The 22,023-nt window shown below is 32.1% G+C and carries 16 protein-coding genes; 10 read left to right on the forward strand and 6 right to left on the reverse strand.

What is annotated here, in order from left to right; translation table 11 throughout:
- Positions 1-327: 327 nt before the first annotated feature.
- Positions 328-1,881 carry an AAA family ATPase gene (locus VLB80_01635; protein HSC24902.1) on the reverse strand — a complete coding sequence of 518 codons (1,554 nt, stop codon included), beginning with the start codon at positions 1,879-1,881 and terminating at the stop codon, positions 328-330.
- A gap of 201 nt (positions 1,882-2,082) precedes the next feature.
- Here VLB80_01635 and VLB80_01640 point away from each other — a divergent pair, with 201 nt between their 5' ends.
- From VLB80_01640 to VLB80_01655, 4 genes are all read left to right on the forward strand, one after another.
- Positions 2,083-3,060, forward strand: a complete 978-nt coding sequence (locus VLB80_01640; protein ID HSC24903.1) for a hypothetical protein — start codon at positions 2,083-2,085, stop codon at positions 3,058-3,060.
- A 121-nt stretch (positions 3,061-3,181) separates the two neighbouring features.
- Positions 3,182-4,639: a F0F1 ATP synthase subunit beta gene (gene atpD, locus VLB80_01645; protein ID HSC24904.1), complete on the forward strand. Its 1,458-nt coding sequence runs from the start codon at positions 3,182-3,184 to the stop codon at positions 4,637-4,639.
- A gap of 11 nt (positions 4,640-4,650) precedes the next feature.
- Entirely contained in the window at positions 4,651-4,911 is a 261-nt protein-coding gene (locus VLB80_01650) for a hypothetical protein (protein HSC24905.1), read from the forward strand.
- Positions 4,912-4,922: 11 nt separating this feature from the next.
- The gene (locus VLB80_01655) at positions 4,923-6,527 is read left to right on the forward strand and encodes a DUF87 domain-containing protein (GenBank protein ID HSC24906.1); all 1,605 of its coding nucleotides are present in this window, start codon (positions 4,923-4,925) and stop codon (positions 6,525-6,527) included.
- Here the strand turns inward: VLB80_01655 and VLB80_01660 are convergent.
- From VLB80_01660 to dcd, 4 genes are all read right to left on the reverse strand, one after another.
- Entirely contained in the window at positions 6,511-6,798 is a 288-nt protein-coding gene (locus VLB80_01660) for an AAA family ATPase (GenBank protein ID HSC24907.1), read from the reverse strand. The genes VLB80_01655 and VLB80_01660 overlap by 17 nt on opposite strands.
- 180 nt (positions 6,799-6,978) lie before the next feature.
- Positions 6,979-8,829, reverse strand: coding sequence for a WD40 repeat domain-containing protein (locus VLB80_01665; protein HSC24908.1), 1,851 nt, complete (start codon positions 8,827-8,829; stop codon positions 6,979-6,981).
- Positions 8,830-8,939: 110 nt separating this feature from the next.
- Positions 8,940-10,496 (reverse strand): AAA family ATPase, encoded by a 1,557-nt coding sequence (locus VLB80_01670; GenBank protein ID HSC24909.1) that lies wholly within the window; start codon positions 10,494-10,496, stop codon positions 8,940-8,942.
- An 11-nt stretch (positions 10,497-10,507) separates the two neighbouring features.
- Positions 10,508-11,029 (reverse strand): dCTP deaminase, encoded by a 522-nt coding sequence (gene dcd, locus VLB80_01675; GenBank protein ID HSC24910.1) that lies wholly within the window; start codon positions 11,027-11,029, stop codon positions 10,508-10,510.
- 88 nt (positions 11,030-11,117) lie between these two features.
- Here dcd and VLB80_01680 point away from each other — a divergent pair, with 88 nt between their 5' ends.
- The 6 genes from VLB80_01680 to VLB80_01705 all read left to right on the forward strand — a co-directional run bounded on the left by VLB80_01680 (position 11,118) and on the right by VLB80_01705 (position 20,573).
- On the forward strand, positions 11,118-12,110 hold the full coding sequence (locus tag VLB80_01680; GenBank protein HSC24911.1) for a MoxR family ATPase: 993 nt from the start codon (positions 11,118-11,120) through the stop codon (positions 12,108-12,110).
- A gap of 122 nt (positions 12,111-12,232) precedes the next feature.
- On the forward strand, positions 12,233-13,336 hold the full coding sequence (locus VLB80_01685) for a hypothetical protein (protein HSC24912.1): 1,104 nt from the start codon (positions 12,233-12,235) through the stop codon (positions 13,334-13,336).
- 15 nt (positions 13,337-13,351) lie between these two features.
- Positions 13,352-15,934 (forward strand): hypothetical protein, encoded by a 2,583-nt coding sequence (locus tag VLB80_01690; protein ID HSC24913.1) that lies wholly within the window; start codon positions 13,352-13,354, stop codon positions 15,932-15,934.
- Positions 15,931-17,568, forward strand: coding sequence for a pilus assembly protein PilM (gene pilM, locus VLB80_01695; protein HSC24914.1), 1,638 nt, complete (start codon positions 15,931-15,933; stop codon positions 17,566-17,568). Before VLB80_01690 ends, pilM begins: the two co-directional genes overlap by 4 nt.
- Positions 17,565-18,131, forward strand: coding sequence for a hypothetical protein (locus tag VLB80_01700; protein HSC24915.1), 567 nt, complete (start codon positions 17,565-17,567; stop codon positions 18,129-18,131). Before pilM ends, VLB80_01700 begins: the two co-directional genes overlap by 4 nt.
- Positions 18,132-18,149: 18 nt before the next feature.
- On the forward strand, positions 18,150-20,573 hold the full coding sequence (locus VLB80_01705) for a secretin N-terminal domain-containing protein (protein ID HSC24916.1): 2,424 nt from the start codon (positions 18,150-18,152) through the stop codon (positions 20,571-20,573).
- Here the strand turns inward: VLB80_01705 and eno are convergent, their stop codons facing one another.
- On the reverse strand, positions 20,574-21,812 hold the full coding sequence (eno, locus tag VLB80_01710) for a phosphopyruvate hydratase (protein ID HSC24917.1): 1,239 nt from the start codon (positions 21,810-21,812) through the stop codon (positions 20,574-20,576).
- Positions 21,813-22,023: the final 211 nt, after the last annotated feature.

The following is a 22,023-nucleotide window of genomic DNA, read 5'->3' on the forward strand; positions in this document are numbered from 1 at the left end:
TATAAAGACTCATAATGCTGATAATATTGTGTCTTCTAAAAAAAAACTTCAATTTATAAAAAAATCTCTATGTTGCTGACTTCTTAAGTCGAACTCACGTTACATAATAATAATCCAAAAAAACAGGATAATAACCCAAGCAACCTAACCAGATGTTTTAGATTTATCAAAAACCATAAATTAGTAGTATCAATGGGATTATTGTTATCCTATCTTGCTTATTGTTATCTTTTCCAAAATAAATAGCGTGTAATTAAGCCTGATATACAATTAATTTGACCCCAAAAGATGTATTATATGAGAGTCATGAAAAATATTACCCTCATATCAATGCACTTTATATTCAATCTCCGTGATATTTTTTACTACAGTATCAAAAACAATTCCAACCAATATTATTTTTTTCCTTAATGATTCATATGGTTGATAATATTTTTTGTCTTCTATTTGTTGTAATGCTTTTGCAGCAGTTGAATTAATCTTAAATTCTATGATAAAACAAGTATCTTGTGTCTGGATGATAGCATCAATTCTACCAATATTAGTTGGTTGTTCAACAATAACATGTGCACCAATCATCTTTAAAACAAGATAAAAAATAGTTTGATAATATTTCTCTTCACTAATTTGGATGGTATAAGGAATGGCAGCGAAAAGTTGTGTTAACGTTGTACGTATGTGCTCAAAATTAATATCATCAAAAGCTTGCAATAATGCTACGGTAACATTATTAAGAATTGAGCCTGAAACCGATGTCATCGAAGCAAAAATTAATTCTCCCAATGAATCTATAGTTTCTTTGTTCGGAAAATTAAGAAGATAGTTACGGCTTGCTGGGTTATATTTCTGAATGGTAAGATATCCCGTTTGAAAAAGAAGCGTTTTAAGAAAAATATTATCAACTTCAAATTGACTCAACTCTCCTTCCGTAGCTTCTATTCCGTCAAAATCCTGAATAGGATACTGTTTTGATTGTAATAGATTAACTAAAAAAGTAGGTGTTCCCGTTGCAAACCAATAATTAGAAAATTCACTATTTTTTAAACACAACATAACAGAAAATGGGTTATATAATTTTTCCGAATCATTATTTCTCGTAAATCGGTATCCATCATACCAAACGGTTATTTTTTCTAATAATTTGTCAGCGGATATATTTATTTTATCTTTGGTATGCGCTAGATGTTCATTAAAATATGTAGTAATTTCAGCCTTTGTATACCCAACCAAATCATTATATGTGGCACTTAGGCTAATATCTTCTAAATTATTAAGACCTGAAAAAATTGATGTTTTAGAAAACTTACTCACCCCAGTAAGAAGCACAAACTTAAGATGTGAATCAAGTCCTTTAATAATTATATAAAAACTTTTTAATATTTCACGCATTTTATCTGCCATGGCCACATCGTGAATATGCCGTAAAATAGGATAATCATATTCATCAACTAACAACACTACGCGATTGTCTTTAGACAATGCCATAACTATCACTTGAAGCATCTGACTTGGAAGTAGATGTTTATCCAATTCAATAGTATTTTCTTGCGCAATACTATACAAATAACGCTGAATACCTTGTTCAAGCTCTTCTGGTGTTGTGCATGGTATATCAGAAAAAGAAATGTTTATTACAGGATACTGCTTCCAACCATAGGACAGAGCACTAATATCAAGTCCAATAAATAATTTTTTATTGCCAGAAAAAATTTCTGCTAATGTCGAAATAAGCAATGATTTACCAAATCGTCGTGGCCGAGCAAAAAAATAATATTTTCCTGTAGTAATAAGCTCATAGATATGTCTTGTTTTATCCACATAAACATAGCCATTCTGTAGTAATTCAGATAATGCTTGCATACCAATCGGTAATTTTTTCATTATTGCTTCCCCTAGTAAATCTTCTTATAGCTTATAATTAATCTTAGCATTTTTTTCAAACATTCCATACAGAAAAAAAATTGTCTTTGCAGACAAATCTTTAAAAAAAATCGACATAATTAATGCATACAATAAGTGGAACTGGCAATACCTTTATATTATGTGTATAATATCTAATAATTTATAAATGAGGTCTATCTAATGTCTTTTATCAAAAACAAGTTTATTTTTTTCTTTTTATTCATTTTTCATATAGCCGGTATTATTTTTGCTAGTGATAATCCAACAAAAAAAGGTACAGCAAGCGCACGAATAATACAAATTGTGAATTGCCCTAGTCAAACAACTGCGGATTGTCGTATGTTATCAAAGATTTATCCACAGGATTTTGAAGTAGATAAAAAAAATATCCTTAAACCTGATATATATGATTTTAGTCAAAAAAAAATGGTTAATTCATTAGCGGATGTTATTAATACAGAATCAAAAAATAATGTGGACATTATTCATGCCTCAGGAAATCAAACAATAGCTCTGTTAAATTATCTTAACTCAATACCTCATCTACCAAAACCAACTATTTTTATTTTAGAAAACCCAAGCATTATTAGTAAAAAATATACTTGGCAGGCTGTCTTTTATCCATATTTCCTTCCACCCATTCAACAACCGATTTTGAATGATTTTAGTACGATTCCAGCTAATACCTGTGTTATCATTGGGTCAAATAGCAATACAAAAAATTCTAGTTCAAAACAAAGACGTGAAGGGCATCGGCAAGCGCAAGTATTATACGAGGTAATTAAAAAAACTGCTAAAAAAGATGAAGAAGTTTATCATATAATAACTAATGAAGAATATCCTACCATTGATCATAATCCCAATGGGGATCCAAATAAAATTTGCTATTGTGATCCTTGCTTGTTTAATGCTAAAAACAGCACTGCTCAAACAAATATTGCAAATATTTTAAAGGAAAAAGTTGGTACCTTTACCGCTAAACTGACTATTGATCCACCTACTCAAAATATTTATTCTGATTTTGATCGTCTTACGTATCAAGCACATAATGTAAAGAAACATAATCGCATTGTTATCTTTTTTAATTATGCTTTAAAGGGCACCATTTTAACCTTTTTAATATATATGATGTATAAAACTGGTATTCACTGTGCATGATTCTCGACATAAAAACTTTTATTTTATACAAAAACTGGTCCTTTCTTTACAAAAAATCAGACATGAGTTAAGGTAAATAATACAAAAGATTAACAATTTTTTATGCACAAGGTGCATTATTATGAATCAATATGAAAATACAGAAAAAAATGTCAGTGTAAAAAACACAAAAAATGGGTACGTTCTTGGTATAACAGGTACCGTTGTTGATGTACAATTTCCCTATGATTTAACTCCCCACATTCTGCATGAATTGCATATTATCTTTCCGCAAGACAACGGGGAACCGTATAAAAAGGCAAGTATTGAAGTTGCTCAACAACTGGGCGATGGAGCGGTGCGATGTATCGCAATAGAAAATATATTTAACATTACACGCGGCCTAGAAGTTATTGACACCGGAGCACCTATTACCGTTCCTGTCGGCAAACAAGTATTAGGACGAGTTTTTAATGTCTTAGGCGATCCAATAGATGGAAAAGAACCAGTGGAAGGTGAAGACCGATGGCCAATTTTTAAATCTGCACCATCATTTGTTGATCTTAAAGTAAAAAACGAAATTCAAGAAACTGGCATTAAGGTCATTGATGTTATGTGTCCTTACATTAAAGGTTCAAAAATTGGGCTTTTTGGTGGCGCAGGTGTTGGAAAAACAGTTTTAGTACAAGAATTAATCAGAAACATTGCAACTGAACATGGCGGCGTATCAGTGTTTACTGGTATCGGTGAACGTACACGTGAAGGCAATGAGTTATTTTTAGAAATGCAACGAACCGGTGTTCTTGATAAAACAGCATTAATTTTTGGTCAAATGGGCGAAATGCCTGGTGCACGATTACGTGTTGGGCTTACTGGCCTTACAATGGCAGAATATTTCAGAGATATAGAAAAAAAAGATGTTTTATTGTTTATTGATAATATCTTTAGATTTGTTCAAGCAGGTTCAGAGGTTTCCGCACTTCTTGGTAGAATGCCTTCAGCTGTTGGTTATCAGCCAACGCTGGCATCTGAAATGGGTGCCTTTCAAGAACGAATTACAAGCACTATTGACGGCTCAATTACATCGATCCAAGCAGTATATGTTCCTGCTGATGATATTACTGACCCTGCGCCTGCAACAACATTTATGCATCTCGATGCAAGTACCGTTCTTTCTCGTAAATTAGTAGAACTTGGTATTTATCCCGCTATTGACCCACTCATATCAAATTCAAAGGGATTACAAGCGCATATTATTGGTCAATCACATTATCAAGTGGCTCGTACCATTCAAAATATATTGCAGCGCTATAAAGAGTTACAAGATGTGATTGCTATTTTAGGCATGGAAGAATTAGCAGAAGAAGACAAAACTGTTGTTAAGCGTGCAAAACGAATACAAAAATTTTTAACACAGCCACTTTTCACTGCAGAATTTGCTACCGGTATGCCAGGCCGTTATGTATCACGCGAAAAAGCAATTGAAGATTTTAAAAGTATTCTTACTGGTGAATATGATCATTTACCCGAGGAAGCTTTTTATATGGTAGGCACCTTGGAAGAGGTGATTCAAAAATCTGCATTGTTATTACAAAAGTAAAAAGGTATAGAGTGAAATTGGTAGTTATCAGCCCTCATGCTCAACATGAATATAATGTTCAATGGATCGAAGCGCATACATCGTCAGGAATGCTTATTGTAAAAATTGGCCATGTTCCTATGATTTCTACACTTATACCTGGTTTTAATTTTTTATTTGTACTATCATCAACAGATGAAAAAAAAATAATACATCTTAGTCGCCCGGGATTTTTAGAAGTAAATAGAACAGAAGTGTTGGTTATTACAAGTCAAGATATTACGTTGATATAAGAGAAAATGTTGTGAAAAAAACTCTGGGGCATATTATCTCAGGATCACTCACAGAAGGTTTAATTATCCGTATATCTCCTGAAACACCTCTTGAAGATATCAAAACAGGAAAATTCGTTTCAATAACTGGTAATAATCATACATTCTTTTCACTTATCACAGACCTTACACTTGAAGTTACTCATCCAGATATTTTGCTCTTTCCTCCTACTAAGGAGGAAAAATTATTAACAGAGTTACTAAAGCAACGAGATATTTATGCAACAGCAACACTAAAACCGATGCTCATACTCACTAAAAATAATTTACCCGCACCTGTCAAAACTATTCCTTCACATTTTGCACTAGTACACGAAGCTGATAAAAAGGATGTTGCACTTATTTTTGGTGATGAAGCAGATATAAGCAAAAAATATTTCAGCATTGGTTGTCCCTTGGACATGGATACGCCAGTATGTATTGATCTTGAAAAATTAACTGAACGCAGTAATGGTATTTTTGGAAAAACAGGAACGGGTAAAACGTTTTTAACACGATTAGTTTTAGCAGGTCTTATTAAAAATGATAAAGCAATTAATTTGATTTTTGATATGCATAGTGAATATGGTTTGCAGGCACGTAAAGAATCAGAATATCAATCATTTGTAAAAGGACTTAAAACATTATTCCCTGATCGTGTTGCTATTTTTTCATTAGATCCTGATTCAACTCGTAGACGTGGTGGAAGCCCTGATGTTGAAATTTTATTATCATATAATGCAATACAGGTTGAAGATATACTTTCACTGCAAGATGAACTTAATCTTCATTCAACAGCAATTGAAGCTGCATACTTAATCGTTGCCAAATACAAACAAGAATGGCTGTATGTTTTACTTAATCAGGGAGAAAATTTAAAAGAATTTGCACAATCAATTGGTGCTCATCCCGAATCAATAGCTGCATTATATAGAAAATTAAAACGCATTGAACGTTTACCATTTTTTCAACCATTACACAAAGGTGTACATAAACCCGTTATTGATCAAATGATGGAATTTATTGATAAAGGAATAAATATTGTTGTGGAGTTTGGTAACTATACATCAACATTTGTTTACCTTTTGATAGCTAATATTATTTCTCGGCGTATACATTTTGAATATGTAGGAAAAACTGAAAAATTTTTAGGATCACAACGCAAAGAAGATGAGCCAAAAAAATTACTTATCACCATTGAAGAAGCACATAAATTTTTAAATCCACAAGCAGCACGACAAACAATTTTTGGTGTTATTGCACGTGAAATGCGTAAATATTATGTTTCATTACTTGTTGTAGATCAACGTCCATCGGGAATTGATCCAGAAATTATATCTCAAATCGGCACCAAAATTGTCGCACAATTAAATGATGAAAAAGACATTCAAGCAGTATTAACCGGTGTAAATGGTGCTTCTGCATTACGATCCATTCTTGCTTCTCTTGATACAAAAAAACAAGCTCTCCTTCTTGGTCATGCTATTGCAATGCCTGTTGTTGTTCAAACACGTGAATATGATGAAAAATTTTATCGTGCTATGGGTGATATCATTACTGCGCAACATATTGATCAGTTTGTTAATGAGTTATTTTAGGACTATCATATTCATCAATTAATATGGCAATTTTGCTAAATTGTACAGACAAAGCATTAATCAACTTTTCAAACACGAGACTAGGTTGTTTTTCAAAAACATCTAAAGTAATAACCCCATATTTTTGCCATTGATAATCACTATGGCTAATCCATAAATTATCAAACAATTTTTTGTTGTTGGTTAAAATTTCTTTAAGTGTAGAAACAAGCAATGATTTACCAAATCGACGAGGACGAGATAAAAAGAAGCGACGCCCTTTTGTGATCATACCGTAAATATATTAAGTTTTATCAACATAGAGATAATTTGATTGTATTAATTCAGAAAAAGTACTAATATCTATGGGCAGTTTGCGCATTTTTTATCCTTTATTATGTACTTTATACTAAACTTAATTACCGCAATAGTATCATAGTATCGCATGACCTAGCAATCTTTACCAAAATCATCAACTATTTTTTTTAGCAAGATCACGTAATACATTCTGCATATCTCGCGATAAGCCTTGAAATACAGAATTATCTTCATTTAATTTTGCTTTCCAATCTTTAAATTTATTTAAACATAATGCATAAATAAATTGTAACTCATCAGCAGAATAATCTTTTAACTCTTTTAAAGCATCTGCCTCTTTATCTGTCCAAAGAGTGCGTAAAATTAAAGTAGGGAAAGAAGAATACAAGCTGCTTGACATTCTTCCTCCAACAAGAATTTGACTGTCATCAAAATTAAAATCAACGGACACAATATTATTTTCAATACTGGGCAATACTGTACAAATTATTTTATCAAAATCATCAATATACCATAGCTCAAGATTATTTTTTTCACTACCCTCAAGCCCAACAAGTATACTTTTACTATCATGGCTAAATTTTACTGAATTAATAGCTAATGTACGATCAGCGAGTTCTTTACTCATTATCTTATTGAAATCACTTATGTCCCACAATACAAGCTTACCATCTTTACTTCCTGAAACAATTTTACTTTTATCGGGACTAATTGCCACAGATGAAACGGTATTCAGCGTAATAGTACCAGACGTACCAGCAAGTATATGTTTCTTTAAATCCGATTGTTGCGGATTCTTCAAGTCAACCTTACTCATATCATACAGCGCAAGATTGTGCTCTTTTCCCTCATATCCTACAACAATTATTTTACCATCCGCACTACAATCTAATGAATAACTATCTATGTTATCATTACTAAGATCCATTACAGTATCTCCCGTTATAAAATTAATTATACAAAGGGAACATACATTCGAATCACTTGCCACAACAACGTAAATATCATCTGACTTTGACAAAAATTTTACCATAAAAATATCATTTATAGAAAACAACGGTTTTTGTATTTTAGTCACAAGATCATACTCATATACATTATAACCGTTACTATCTGGATCTCCTGCTAAAACAACTTTATTTTCATCAGAACTAAAGTCTACTGAATAAAAACATTTGAGATAATTACCTACATGATAGCCAGCTATTTCAAAAACTTCTTCATTTTTAGTACAAATTAGTAAATTTGGTTTAAATAAAATTCCTTCAGGAAAAAAAGGAATAGCGGCAATTTTATTGCCGTCAGAACTAAATATAGCTGAATGAACTGATGCATCAACAGAACACAAAACTTTTATTCTATCTTTTTGATTGCTTTTGATTATCAAATCTTTCAAGCAATGAGTAGTTGGAGCTCTCATTAGTGATATTTGCAAATCAAAATTCAATTCTTTTATTTCTTCACTGTTGATCGTATCACTATTTATTTTGATATTAGCTAAAGCAATTTTTTGAATATCAATTGCCTCTAAATAATCAGCAGTGTTAGCCAAAACAACCAATTCTTTTAAAGTAAATTCTTTTGGTTCTTTTGTTTTACAAAAACTAAAAAATTGCTGAATTTTATCAATTGAGCAATCGATAGGAATTTCATTTGACTGTTGATCCTTATACATACCAACTACTTCACTAATTAACTCACTATTTTCTACAGCTAATTTTTTATCAACCCACAAACCCTTTTTTGGATTATTCACATCATATAAGAACAATTGATTTTCATGTTGTTTTAAAATTTCCTGTGTAGGTGATTTCTGCTTGAACAAACGCATATATGAAGCAAAATCTTTTTGAATGTTCTGTTTTGATTGTAAGCTCACATCCGATTTTTGCATTCTTTTTATAGCTGCGCGCTGACTGGAGGTCAACTGCATCATACTAAATATATTTGTTGAAAAAGCACCAATGAACATCATCAACTGCAATAATTGATTATTTTTTAACATACATCATATCTCAATTAGCATTTTTACAAATACAAATAACTTAATTATACCACTTACTACAATAGTATAAAAAATACAATATGAAAGCAAATAAATATCTAAAAAAATAATTAACTGATTTTTTTAGATGCATAGGTAACAGTAAAATTATGTGGTTCACGTGTAAATGATAAACCGATAAGCATAAGCTGTCTTTCTTGCCCAAGAAAACGCTCATAATAGCGCCGCTCTTCAATTTGGGCTAATGCAATGTCTGCTGATTGGTTAAATTTAACTTCGATAATGTATATAATTTTTGGAAATTCAAGAACTAAGTCAATACGTCCATGACTTGTTGAATATTCCGATTGCGTTTTGATACCTGCACCGATGCACACCATCATTAATAGTGCATGATAAAATTTTTCCTCTTTGCTGTGCAATTGATACGGCACATGTGCAAATAATCTTTGTATTAATTCAACTGCATCTTCTATATTTTCATCTTCAAATGCTTCTTGCAGTTCTAATGACATCTGTTCTGCTTGCACAGGATCAAGATATGCAAATACTTCCAGTAAATATTTTTGTAATGAAATACGTACTTCTGCATTAGGATAATCAAGAGTATAAAGACGTGAATTTGGATTATAGCTAGAAATTGTCAAGTACCCCGCTTGAAACATCAATGACAGTAATGGTGTTACGCCAACATCAAAAATACCCAATGAATCTTCTGATATTTTTAATTTTTCAGGATCAAATGTAGCATATTCTTTTTTTAATACTTCAATTAAAAAAGTTGGCGTACCTGATTGAAACCAAAAGTTTTTAAACTCTTGTACATGAAGTGCATTCATCAAAGAAAATGGATTATATACAGCAACAACATTGTCTCCAAATCGATACCCATTATACCATATTTTTATCTGCTGGCGCAGTGTATCATAAGGAATATTCTCTTCTTTTGACCATGCACATATATACTCATTAAAATAATGATCAACCTCTTTATCACTGTAACCACATATTCCAGAAAATTGTTTATTAAGAGTTAAAACTTGTAAATTATTGATACCAGAAAACAGTCCTGCTTTTGCAAATGAACTTACTCCTGTTATAAAAACAAATTGTACTTGTGCATCTAAGCTTTTAATGGTTGTAAAAAATTGCTGAATTTTATTACGTACAACCTGCGCTAAATCTTTATCATATAATGTTTTTAATATTGGACTATCGTATTCATCAATTAATATTGCAACATGACCATATTTTTCCGATAGAGCATTAACAAGATTTTCTAACACTAGACCTAATTGATTGTCTGACGCGGTAAAAATAATATTATATACACGTGCAATTTGCATCAGTGCATACTTAAGTCCATTTTCCATTGTTTCGACATTATCTATTTCTAGTCTCGAAAAATCTAAACTAATAACACCATATTCTTGCCAATTATAGTCACTGCTACCAATCCATAAATCATCGAAAAGAACTCTATTTGCCGTCAAAATTTCCTTAAACGTAGAAACAAGCAATGATTTGCCAAATCGACGGGGGCGAGATAGGAAAAAGCGATGACCACTCGTTAATATTTTGTACATATATTCTGTCTTATCAACATACAAATAATTTAGTGCTTTAATACGAGAAAAAGTACTTATATCAACAGGTAATTTACGCATTTTTATCCTTACTATTTTTGAAATTCTTTGAACAGCATACTTGGCTGAATACCACGATTATTTTGATATTTATTGCTGGAATACGTTGCATAATCGCCCTCAATGGTATGATAAAAGATTTGGCATATCTCAACACCTGGATAAATTTTTACCGGTGTTACACAAAATATTTCAAGCGTCCAATATCCTTTAAATCCAACATCACCAAAACCAGCTGTTACATGAATAAATAGCCCCAATCGACCAATTGATGAACGACCTTCAATCATAGGCACTAATGTATCTGTTCGTGTATATTCAATTGTACGACCTAAATAGAGTTTTCCTGCTTCAAGTAAAAACCCATCTTCAGGCATAATAATTGTACTAATTTGATGATCTTTTTTCATATCAAGATATGGTTCATTATAAATCAAAAGTTCATTATGCAAACGTAAATTATAACTATTAGGACCCAACTGTGACTGACTAAATGGATCTATAAATAACTCCTTACCCAATCGACGTCTAATTTCATTTCCTGAAAGAATCATAATGCTCCTTATTGAACTTATTGAAAGATAATGTTACCTTGTACAATAAGTTAACAGGATTATTTTTTTAGTAAAAAAAGATATTATTATGATAAATAACTCAATTCCAAATCAAATAAATATTGAACAAATCAAACTAGAAAGCAATAGATTTAATGACCTACCAACAGAAATTAGTAAGATTATTGTTGGTCAAAATAATACAATTAATTTAATTGTAAATGCAATTTTATGTAAAGGGCATATTCTTTTAGAAGGTGTTCCGGGAGTCGCAAAAACGACAATGATAAAAGCTGTTGCATCTGCATTAGGATTATCATTTAACAGAATTCAATTTACGCCAGACTTATTACCATCAGATTTAATCGGCACCTTAATTTTCAATCCTAAAATTCAAGATTTCGAAACTAAAAAAGGACCTATATTTGCAAATTTAATTCTTGCTGATGAAATCAATCGTGCTCCTGCCAAAGTCCAAGCTGCATTACTCGAAGCTATGCAAGAACAACAAGTTACTATTGGATCACATACGTATAAACTTGATGTACCCTTTTTAGTCTTTGCAACACAAAACCCTATTGAACAAGAAGGTACCTACCGTTTACCTGAAGCGCAGTTGGATCGTTTCTTATTTAAAATTCATGTTGATTATCCAACTATTTTTGAGGAACGAGAAATTTTACATCGCTCACTATATACTCATACAGCCAATCAGGTACTCAGCAAAAATGATATTTTGGAATCACAAAAACTTGTACAATCCATTTATGTTGATGAAAAAATAATAAACTACATTGTTGCCATCGTTTTTGCAACACGAAAACCTGCTGAGTATAAGCTGCAAGATATCGCTACATATATTAATTATGGGGTATCACCGCGTGCGACTCTTGCTCTTTATAACGCGGCTAAAACGCATGCTTTTTTAGCAAAACGTCATTATGTAACTCCCGACGATGTTAAAGCTATATGTCTTCCTGCATTACGACATCGATTACATTTAACCTATGAAGCCGAAGCAGACAATGTAACGGCTGATACTATTATCAGAAAAATAATAAATACTATTCCCACACCATAATATAACAGCGTTTTATAGAAAAAATCTTATTTCATATAAATAACATCTGTTGGTATACTTGACAAGAATAAAATAAGAACGTTATTGTAAAAAAAGTAAGAAAATAATGCAAGGAACTCACCATGAAACATCCATTTTGGATTATAAATCTTGGACTACTTTGTTTAGTCCTAATTTCCCTTGCATTTATTTATATATCAACAAGTAAAATTCCAAAAAGAGAAACTATAGAACCAACACAAATATCGCCACGAAAAGATTTAAAGGTTGCTATCAACATTAAAAAAATTTATGAAGATGATCTTTTTGGTACCTATACAAAAGAAATTCCTCAAGTAAAACATTTCGAAGCTATAATTCCTTTTCCAGCACCCCCAGCCCAACAAAAAATAATTGTTCCTGCTATTATTGAGCCAGAATTTCTCGATCCACTTCAGGTAACCCTTAAAGGAATTATTGTTGTTGGCTCTAATGATTCCAAAAATAGAGCAATGGTTCAAGATAATAAAACAATGCAAGAAGGAACCTATAAAGTAGGTGATCTTATTCAAGATGCACAATTAATACGTATTTTTAAAAATAAAATAATATTTTTGCGACTCAATGGACAACAAGAAGTTCTCTATTTGCGTGAACAAGATGCAAAAGTTGATCCCGCGTATTCATTTTCTCATGAATGGAAAAATGTAGTTAAACAAACAAGTGAAAATAACTACATTATTAATCCCCAGTCATTTGTAGATCAAGTTAAAAATTTAACAGAATGTATCGATCTTCTTAACGCAACCACAGCATATCAACAAGGAAAAAGTCTCGGATTACGTATAGGAAATCTTACAAAATCGCCATTAGGTGAACTTATGGGACTACAAAATGGCGATATAATTTTGTCAATAAATAATATTCCTGCACAAACAACAGAAGAGCGTCTTGCTATCTATAAAAATATTATTTCATTAAAAAATGGAAACACAATAACAGTAAAACTCGTACGTAAAAATAAAGAAATCATCATTATTTATACTTTAGAAAATTTTATAACCGCAGAAAAAGATAAATCTATTGTAGACAAAAAACAAGAAACAGTTTTATCTTTTTCTACGAGTAAAAACGTCACTGCTAAACAACAACATTATGCATTTACTCCGACTATAGATAAAATAAAAAAAGCAGATCATCAAATGATATTCGACAAAGGCAACTCTTTAATGCATAGTAGCAGTTGAATTGAGTAAAAAATTATGAATAAATATAGAGTTCATCCCTGTGTTATTTTTATTTTAATCGTTATTGCATCTATCACAAAAACAGGTAGCAGAAAACGCTATCGTATAAAAAAATCATTGCCATCAACGATTAACACCAATATAAATATTGATGGATATAATAATCATGGAAAAAATAATGCAACATTTCAAAATAAACCTATTACAAACAGCGTAGGTATGCCTCAATTACAAAACAAAATAGAACCATTAGCAGCACAATCAGTTCAATATAATCATCCTATTGTTGATCCTACAATACCTACTATAGCTGCTCCACCACTAGTGAAAACAGTACATATGCCTTTCATCTATGATGAGGATGAAGAAAAAAATATAGAACTTAATTTTGAAAATGCTGGCCTTGATAACTTTGTCACCCAAATAGAAGATATTTGTGAATGTACTTTTATTACTGATGATGCACTTTCACCTTTACCTCAAGGTAAAAAAACAATAAAAAATATTAAAATATCATTCAAAACACATCAAGCTCTTTCAAAAAGCGAAACATGGAATCTTTTTGTTACATTTCTTGATATAGCTGGTTTTTCTATCATTCCTCAAGCGGATCCAAAAATATTTCGTATTACCTCTATTGAAACTGCACGAAAATCACCACTTCCAACATTTATAGGAGTTGATCCTTCAACATTACCTGATACGGATGAATTAATCCGCTACGTATATTTTTTAGAAAATGCATCAACAGACACTATTGTTGATATTATTGGACCTCTCAGGAGTAGTAGCTCGCAAGGACTTATAGCATTAAAAGAGCATAAAGGATTCATACTTACTGATAAATCTTATAACATTAAAACACTCATGGCAATCGTCAAAGAGCTTGATAAAGTTAGCATTCCAGAATCAATGTCTATTCTTAAGTTACGTAATGCTGATGCAAAAGAAGTACAAGATTTATATAAAGAACTTTTACCCAAAGAAGAACCTACTTCACGATTTTTCACAAAAAAACAGCCTACATCAATATATTTCCCTGAAAATACTCGTATCATTGCTGACTCTCGAACAAATACACTTATCCTCCTTGGAGCTAAAAATTCAATTAAAAAAATGGAAGACTTTATTGTAAAGTATATTGACGTTGAATTAGATCAATCATATTCTCCTTTATATACTTATCAGTTAAAATATGCTGAAGCTCAAACTATTGCAGAGATCATGTCTACCGTTACCAATTTTGGCAAGGATACAGAAGCGGGAAAATATGGTGGCGTACGAGGAGTTGACCAATACATGCAGCCAATGTCATTTATTGCTGAACCTTCTACAAATAGGCTTATCATAAAAGGTAACTATGAAGATTATCTCAAAGCAAAAAAAATTATTGATCAACTTGATATAAAGCAACCACAAGCCGCTATCGAAGTTCTTATTCTTACTGTTGATCTTGTTGATACAAAAAGTCTTGGATCCCAGATACGAAGCAAACAACCGGGACCTAATGGATTACTTGGTAATAATATTAAATTTCAAACCTCAGGGCTTTATGGAAACAGTACTGTGGTAACTAATCCAAATCCTTCAACAGGAACAGAAAGATTGCTTGGAAACCTAGTAAATCTTGTTGTTGGTGCTGTTCCTGGAACATCATTATTAACGCTTGGTAGAGATGCGTTTGGTGTGTGGGGTATCTTTCAGGCATTACAGACTATTACCGATGCTGAAGTTGTTTCAAATCCATTTATACTTGCAACTAATAATGCCAAAGCAACGGTTGCAATAGGCGAACAACGTCGTATCATAACAGCGCAAGTTGTTGGCCCAACTCCTCAAGATGCTTTTGATGCAGATGATGCAAAACTGGAAGTAAATATTACTCCTCAAATCAATTCTGATGGTATGATTGGCCTAACAATTAACATTACTATCAACGAATTTACTAACCAAGTCGTTCAAACCGATGCAACTCAAAACACGCGAACTATAACTACTAATGCTATTGTTGCTAATAAAGAAGTACTTGCCCTCGGTGGTTTAATCAGAAACAATGTTCAAAACATAGAAACTAAAATACCTATATTAGGTGACATTCCCATCCTTGGTTGGTTCTTTAAAAATAAGAAAAAAACAGTTGTAAAACAAAGTCTTTTAGTACTTATTTCGACGCGTATCATTGAATCAAGCAAAGGTGAAGAAATGAAATCATTCACTCATGATCATATTAAAGATTACCAAAATACCATTGATGTTATGGAATATCCTTCTTCTGATCGTGATCCAATTCATCGTATGTTTTTTCAAGATAAACAACTTCGCGCACAACAATCTGTTGAAGGACTTATTTTTGAACGTCATCAAAAAAAACAAGAATCTATAACTGCAACTCAAGCTCTGGAGACACAGGAAGGAGATTCTGAAAAAGATTATGAAGAAAACGATCCACAATCAAATACAACATCACTTACCGAGAGTGAGACAGAAACCAATAATAATCAATCACTATCCAATAATCTCATAGAGACTATGCACAATAAAAAACGCACACAATTATCTCTGACAGATTTTTTACATGATCAGGAGCTACATGCATGAGCAATTTTATTAAAAATATATTTTTACCCGAAAAAGTAAAATCTTATTATCTGTTTTCCAAAATAGTTGTTGGTATCGAAATTAATAAAACAAACATAATAGCGACAAAAACTCGTATTCAAGGCACTACAAATACCATAGAATTAATCATTGAAGAAAAAATATCAGAAGGTGCAGCAGAAGAAAATTTAGAACAAACATCATCAACCCTGAAAATAATTTTCTCTAAAATTGGCAACTACGATGAAATACACACGGTATTACCAAGCTCAATCATTGTCTTTAAAGAGCTTAAATTACCATTTACATCGCGAGAAAAGATAAGCATGATTATAGGTTTTGAAATAGAACCATTACTCCCCTTCTCTTTGCGAGATACTATCATTGATTTCATCATCACCAAGGAAATTCCTGAAGAAAATAGCTCAGAAATAATTGTTACTGCGGTGCAAAAACACCAACTAATACAACATATGGAAATTTTTTCTGCCATAGGAATAAAGCCGGACGTTATGACTGTTGATATGATTTCACTCTATGGACTTTATAAACAGATAAATAATTACACACAATTGCTAGGTGGCACAGTATTAATTAATATAACAAGTTATTCAACTGCTATTGTCCTTATAATTAACGGACAACTAAAAACTGTACGCACCTTACCAAAAGGTATTATTCTTCTTACAAAACAAATTGCCCAAGAAATGAATAAAAATCCTCAAGAAATTATAGATTATTTATTACGATTTGGTCTTGAAACGGTTGATTCGCCTGAATATTCTTCTGCAATAGAAAAATCAATCTTAGACTGGTTAAACCCTATTAATTTTACTCTCAACTCTTTTTCTACACAATTGCTTAATAATCAACCTATGACAAAAATTATTTTCCTTGGCAACGGAGCTCTACTTATTAAAGGTCTTATTCCTTTTATAGAACAAAAAACTAAAATTTCTTGTGAACTATTCAGCATAGAAAGCCTTAAACAAGATTCACAATATACAATCAAAAATAGTACGCTAATAACACCGATTAATGTTATTAGCGCTAGTGCAACTCTATCTCTCCCTACAACTATAAATTATAATCTTATACAAAAAGAATTTATAACAACAGACAATTCCTTACTGCTAAAACAAATAATTATTCTCATAGTTCTAACAATAGGACTATTTACTACATTGGGCACTCATTATTATTTACAAACAAGAAAATTAAAAACCGAAATTCAAGCATCTGAACGAGAAGCGCTTACAGCACTTACAACAACATTCAAGTCATTAGAAAGTGAAACAAATTTAAATGATGCAATTGATGAAGCAAAAAAAGAAGTAGAAGAACAACAAAAACGATGGTTTGCCTTTTCTCAGCAATCGCGTGCCTCTTTTTTACAATATTTACTGGAGCTTGCTTCCAAAATTGATAAAAAAAGTATTGATCTTACTGTGGAGCAGATTACTATATTTGACGGTATTTTAACACTTAAAGCTGAAGTACGCGATCATGATGCGTTAAAAGTTCTTGAACGCGAATTAGGACAATCAAAATTATTTAGCGCTATTGAACCACAAGATAATCCACAATTTACTATGAAAATAACCTTAGCAACAAGCAATGAGGAATCTTTATGATGTTTCTTGAACCAATTAAAGTTTTCATCAATAAGACTGATTCAAAAAAATTTTTTAATTACATTATTGGTTATTTAGTTGTATGTGTATTACTCTTTACATTAGGTATTTTTTATTATTATAAATCTATAAGCGCTTTACAAAAAAAGATAAAAAATATAAATTCCCTCCGAGAAGAAGAAGTTCTCGCTATCTTAGAAACAGCAGTTCTTGTTAAACAACAACGATCAATGGTTGAAGAAACGCTTGCAAAGGATGTTGATTTCAAAATTGCCGGATACTTCAAAAATCTTTTAGTTAAGCTAGCTATAAAAGATAAAGAAGTTGCAGAAGAAACATCTACAATTGACCTTGAAGAAAACTATCGCAAAAGCGAATTAAATGCAAAATTTGAAAATATGACTATGAAAGAACTTACTGGATTACTACAAGAGATAGAACAAAATTCTCGCATAGCTGCAAATCGTATTGAAATAACTAGATCTAAAAAAAAACCGAAAACAATTGATGTAAGCCTTACCATTTCGACATTATTACCCAAAATAGAAATTACCTCCACCTGAGGGACAAGGTAGATAAAAATGATAAAAAAATTAAAATTAAGCGTATTTTTTTCACTTATTGCTTTCAATATTTGCATGTATACATCTCTCTACTCGGAAGAAGTTATAAATGACTTAACAGAAGATGTCGTAGAACAAAAACAAGAGCCAAAAGATTTTAATTTTAATTATGATAATGAACCAATTGATACTATCATTAATCAATTAGCTGCTTTAAAAAATCTCAATGTTATTTTGCCACAAGGTGATAGCCTTACTACAAAAGTGACGTTACATGTCGAAAACAAAATAACATTAACAGAAGCATGGGATATTCTTACCACTCTTCTAGACGTCGCTGGTTTTTTAATAATTCCTCAAGAATCTATGATAAGAATAGTAAAAAGCAGTAAAGAACTATCTCGTGAACCAACGCCCACATACATAGGAGTTAGTCCTGAAGATTTACCTAATAATGATCAGTCTATTCGTTATCTTTATTATCTCGCCAACATAAAAATTTCTGATGATCCAAATAATGAATTAAATGGTATTTTAAAAGATATTTTACCAGAAAATGCTTTTTTTAAGGGAGATTCTGCAACAAATAGTATTCTTTTAATAGGAAAAGCAAATGACATTCGAGCAGCGATGAAAATTATCATTGATCTTGATAAGGTTAATTTTCAAGAAAAAGTTGATATCATCCCTCTGCTACATACTTCAGCTAGTCTTGTTGCTGAACTGATCAATACACAGTTAATAAAATCAGGTAACACTAATCCTTATCATCTTGATACAAAAAAAACAAAGGAAATACCTTACTTTTCTGGATTTACCAAAATAATTCCTGAGGTTCGTTTAAATAAATTAATTATTCTTGGTCGTCCTCAAGCGATAAGTAGATTAAAAGATTTTATTAAGAAATATATTGATATTGCTCCTGATACCGGCAAATCAATATTACATGTCTATCAATTACAATATCTTAATGCGCGAGAGCTTGCCCCAGTACTGGAAAGAATAGTACAAGGTGGAGGTTCTGGTGGTCCAAGTCAAGCAAGTGCAGGAGAATCATCTAAAGGTGGTATCGAACGATTTTTCGACAAGGTCATCATTCATACTGATAGCCCCATTAATGAAGGAGGAGATAACGCCAATAATCCTGATAAACGGGAACGTTTTACCTATTATGGTGGAAATAATTTAGTTATTGCTGCTCGTAATGATGACTGGAAACAAATTAAAAAATTAATTGAAGAATTAGATACTCCACAAAAAACAGTACTTATTGAAGTATTAATAGCAGATTTAACAGTAGAAGATTCACGCACATTAGGTTCTATGATGCGTACTCCGGATAAAGTTCCTCTCCCTGATTCAATAGAATTTCAATCAGCAATGCTTGGACAACCAATACCAAGTGAGTTACCTGCACTACCAACAACAACGATTGAATCTGATCTATTAAGTAATGCCTACAATCCAGATGGAACTCTCGCAAACCCTTCTACAGGAGGAGTCGCCAATATTGCAACTTTTGCAGAATCTGGCACAACGCTTCTTTCACTTAATGATAATGATGGTAAGACGTGGAGCATTTGGGAATTATTGCAATTATTTACCAACTCAAAAATTCTTTCTCATCCTCATGTTATGGCAAGAAACAACAATGTAGCGGTGGTATCTATTGGTCAAACACGATGGCTTACAGATAAAGTAAAAGATATTGCAGGTAACTATTATGGTGGTGCAACAACCATTCAATTAAAGCCTATTTCTGCTAATCTTACCGTGAAAATTACACCACGTATTAGTAGTGCAAGTACCGTTAACCTACAAGTGCTTGTCGAAATAAATGAATTTCTTTCTGATCGCTCTAATACGCAAACTATTAGAAAGCTTGAAACTAATGCAAACATAAAAAATGGCGGCATCTTTGCACTCGGAGGACTCATTAGAACAAGAAGCGCTACGAGTATTAGAGAAGTACCTTTTTTTGGAAGAATTCCTATACTGGGATGGTTTTTTAAAAATAAAAGCAACGATGTAATAAAAAATAATTTAACAGTTTTTATCTCTCCTACAATCATTGAGCCTCGTTTGAGAGAAGGTATTAATGACTATACGCAAGATTATATCAATGTTGCAAAACATGATATTCATTATAATCTTTTTGATTCACTCAAAGACCCGGTGACTCGATGGTTCTTTACGCAAGAACTTGATACAGAAAAAGCAATTGATGAATTTACCGCAAAAGATGTAACACTACCTGCCAATGAAGTTATTAAGAAAAAAGAATACCTAAAAAAATCATTTAATCAACAACGTATTATTGATGCTAGCACTGATATATTAACTCATAAACCTGATGGTACTGTAGCACATAATGATGATAATCGATTGAATGATTTAAAAGAGAGAATTGAAAATGAACCAAATCCTTTTATACAGGCATAATTAAAAAGTTAGTAAGCCTTCCTCTATTCGCAATAAACGATTATATTTTGCTAATCGTTCACCGCGAGAACATCCTCCAGCCTTTATATGACTGGCACTAACACCAACAGCAAGATCTGCGATAAATGAATCATTTGTCTCGCCTGATCTATGAGAAACAATAACATCCCAATTATTATCTTTACATAATTGAACAGCTTGTAGTGTTTCTGTTATTGTGCCGATCTGATTAGGTTTAATTAAAGCTGTTGTTGCACAATCATTTTCTATACCATGCCAAATTCGTTGTGAATCGGTAACAAATAAATCATCGCCTACCAACTTAACCTTTGATCCTATAACTTCCTTCATTGTTTTCCATCCATCCCAATCTACTTCAGATAACCCATCCTCAATCGAATAAATTGGATAACGAGAAACCAAAAAACTATACCACTCTATCAATTCATGTGATGTCATTTCAACTCCATACCATGTATACAAACCTGTTGCATCATTGTATAAATGAGAGGCAGCACTATCAAGAGATATCATTACATGATCACCTCTGTTAGATTTATCAATTGCTTCCATAAGTATATCAAATGGCTCATATTGATCTTTAAAAGAAGGTACAAATTCCCCTTCATAGCCACTAGACGTTATTTTTCCTTGGGTATGTAAAATTTCTTTTAAAGCATAAAAAACAGATACTCCTGTTTCCATAGCATCATAAAATGAAAGTTCTTGTGTTGGCACAATAAGTAATTCCTGTATCTGAACACCATTATCTGCGTGAAGGCCTCCTCCTAGCATGTTAAACATAGGACATGGTAAAGCGACATTAGAATAGCCAGAGAGGTGTGCAATTAATTCATATAACTCTAGTTCCTCTTTATAAGCTTGCGCTCTACACACAGCACTACTTACTGCAAGCATTGTATTTGCGCCAAGATGAGATTTATTATTTGTATCATCTAACTCTAGTAACTCAAGGTCAAAAGTAATTACATCCGGTATTCTATCACGTAAAACAGGTGCTATAATATCTTCAACAATACGAACTGCTTTTCGAACACCTAAACCCATCAACCGATCACCACCATCACGAAGTTCAATCGCCTCATTAGTACCGCATGAAATACCTGATGGAACTGATGAGGTCACTATCATGCCGTCACTCAAAATCACATCACATTCAATTGTTGGAATTGCCCGAGAATCGAAAATTTCACGTGCTTGAATATCTCGTATTGTCATTATTCTATATTTCCTGTTAAACATAAAAGATTATGATGAACCCATAAATTCAGACCACTAGTTAAGATCAAATTGTACTCTTAAACTATTAAAGACAAAGGGCTCAAAAATGGCAAGAAAAAATAACAGGCTGATGTAGGTAATTTATTCACGATTTTGTTCTTCTTGCTTTTCTTGTTTTTCACGTTCTTGCAATATTTGAATAGCTTTA

The sequence above is a fragment of the Candidatus Babeliales bacterium genome (assembly GCA_035455925.1).
In the GTDB taxonomy this organism is placed as follows: domain Bacteria; phylum Babelota; class Babeliae; order Babelales; family Vermiphilaceae; genus SOIL31.

Coding starts and splice junctions, on each gene's coding strand:
- VLB80_01660 (HSC24907.1), bottom strand. CDS start 6,798: ATGATCACAAAAGGGCGTCGCTTCTTTTTATCTCGTCCTCGTCGATTT.
- VLB80_01670 (HSC24909.1), bottom strand. CDS start 10,496: ATGCGTAAATTACCTGTTGATATAAGTACTTTTTCTCGTATTAAAGCA.
- VLB80_01700 (HSC24915.1), top strand. CDS start 17,565: ATGATGTTTCTTGAACCAATTAAAGTTTTCATCAATAAGACTGATTCA.
- VLB80_01685 (HSC24912.1), top strand. CDS start 12,233: ATGAAACATCCATTTTGGATTATAAATCTTGGACTACTTTGTTTAGTC.
- pilM (HSC24914.1), top strand. CDS start 15,931: ATGAGCAATTTTATTAAAAATATATTTTTACCCGAAAAAGTAAAATCT.
- VLB80_01680 (HSC24911.1), top strand. CDS start 11,118: ATGATAAATAACTCAATTCCAAATCAAATAAATATTGAACAAATCAAA.
- VLB80_01635 (HSC24902.1), bottom strand. CDS start 1,881: ATGAAAAAATTACCGATTGGTATGCAAGCATTATCTGAATTACTACAG.
- VLB80_01690 (HSC24913.1), top strand. CDS start 13,352: ATGAATAAATATAGAGTTCATCCCTGTGTTATTTTTATTTTAATCGTT.
- dcd (HSC24910.1), bottom strand. CDS start 11,029: ATGATTCTTTCAGGAAATGAAATTAGACGTCGATTGGGTAAGGAGTTA.
- eno (HSC24917.1), bottom strand. CDS start 21,812: ATGACAATACGAGATATTCAAGCACGTGAAATTTTCGATTCTCGGGCA.
- VLB80_01705 (HSC24916.1), top strand. CDS start 18,150: ATGATAAAAAAATTAAAATTAAGCGTATTTTTTTCACTTATTGCTTTC.
- VLB80_01640 (HSC24903.1), top strand. CDS start 2,083: ATGTCTTTTATCAAAAACAAGTTTATTTTTTTCTTTTTATTCATTTTT.
- VLB80_01665 (HSC24908.1), bottom strand. CDS start 8,829: ATGTTAAAAAATAATCAATTATTGCAGTTGATGATGTTCATTGGTGCT.
- atpD (HSC24904.1), top strand. CDS start 3,182: ATGAATCAATATGAAAATACAGAAAAAAATGTCAGTGTAAAAAACACA.